The 1,384-nt window shown below is 59.8% G+C and carries 1 protein-coding gene; it reads left to right on the forward strand.

The window, feature by feature from the left end:
* The first annotated feature begins 81 nt into the window (after positions 1-81).
* Positions 82-1,308, forward strand: a complete 1,227-nt coding sequence (locus tag P9A16_RS35545) for an O-antigen ligase family protein (RefSeq protein ID WP_024271146.1) — start codon at positions 82-84, stop codon at positions 1,306-1,308.
* The last annotated feature ends 76 nt before the right edge of the window (positions 1,309-1,384 follow it).

Raw genomic sequence — 1,384 nt, forward strand, 5'->3', positions numbered from 1 at the left:
TACCGCCCGAGCCCGGCCAACGGTTCAAGATTCCCTTAATGTATTCCTGCTAGTCCGAAGAAACTCTTACCGGAATCGACAATGGTCACAGACATCGGCACATTCGGTGCGAATTCCGACGCAACGGCAACCAGGCAGAGCTGGGTCATCGACACCCTCGTCTTCGTCGCTGCCGGTCTGTACTCGATTTTCGCCGAATCCATGCCCGAGCCGATCCAGGTGGCCATTGCCGGGGTCGTCAGCCTTTGGCTGATCCTCGCCGCCTGCCTCCCCATCGTTCGCCAAGGCATGGTCTATCTGGACATCAGAAGCTTCGCGCTCATTCTCTCGATCTGCTCGATGCTGGTGACCTACACCTTCCTGGTTTCGATAAACACGCCGCTCAACGATTATGCCCTCACCATCCTGCGCGTGATGACGGGGATATCTGCACTCGTCTATTTCATGCGGTATGAGGGAACCATCCTGGCGGGGGCGAAAATCGCGATCTACGTTACCGTTTCGATCGTGGCCGTCGCGACGACAGCCTTGTACGGCCTGTATGATTACGCCGGTGTTCTGCGACCCTATCCGTTTGCCGGCGTGGATGCCATCCACTCCAGCGCATACATTGTGTCGGGGGCGCTTGTCGGCGTCGTGCTGATGCGGTTGCGACGGGAAGTCGGCGCGTTGACCGCCTGGCTGGTGGGTCTCCCCCTGTTCGGCCTTTTCATTGCCTATCAGGTCCGCACCACCTGGGTGATGCTGTTGGTCTTCTCCGCGGTCCTTCTCGTTCAGGCCATACGTCGCCGCACGACTCATCGGCTGTTTGCTTCCGCGGTGGGTCTGGGGTTTGCAACCTCCGTCCTGGTGCTTCTTGCCCTGGTATTCCTCTTCATTCCCAATTTCGACCTTGTCGAGTTTTCAAGTGGCCGGACGTCGACCTATGCGGAGCGTTTCAGCATGCTCGCGGAGCGTTCGAGCAGCCAGTGGCTGTTCGGTACCGGCCTCGGATCCGACATGTTCTTCAGCACCAGCTGGTGGTGGGAAGCCAAGGATTCGCACAACGACTTCCTCAATGTCGTCATCGAGCAGGGGCTTGTCGGGCTCTTCGTGATTCTGCTGACCTTCGGCTGGTCGCTGCGCCATGCAAACAACCTCCAGGCCGCGGTCCTCGTCGCGTTCATCAGTGGGTCGGCAATCAGCAATGCACTGCTTGTCCGGCCGATGCTCGCCGTACTCTTCCTCGCCGCGATCGTGCCATCCCCGTCCTCGAAGGTGGCGCAGCAGGATAGTTCGTTCGACCGCCCGGCGTCACGACGACTGTAGCAGGCCTGGCGACAGGTCCAGGCCTCCGAGCTGTGTTGCCCGGGGCTTGGAAAGCTGTTTCCGCATATCGCCCTTC

The sequence above is a fragment of the Shinella sp. 838 genome (assembly GCF_029623935.1).
Lineage (GTDB): Bacteria > Pseudomonadota > Alphaproteobacteria > Rhizobiales > Rhizobiaceae > Shinella.

Coding starts and splice junctions, on each gene's coding strand:
- P9A16_RS35545 (WP_024271146.1), top strand. CDS start 82: ATGGTCACAGACATCGGCACATTCGGTGCGAATTCCGACGCAACGGCA.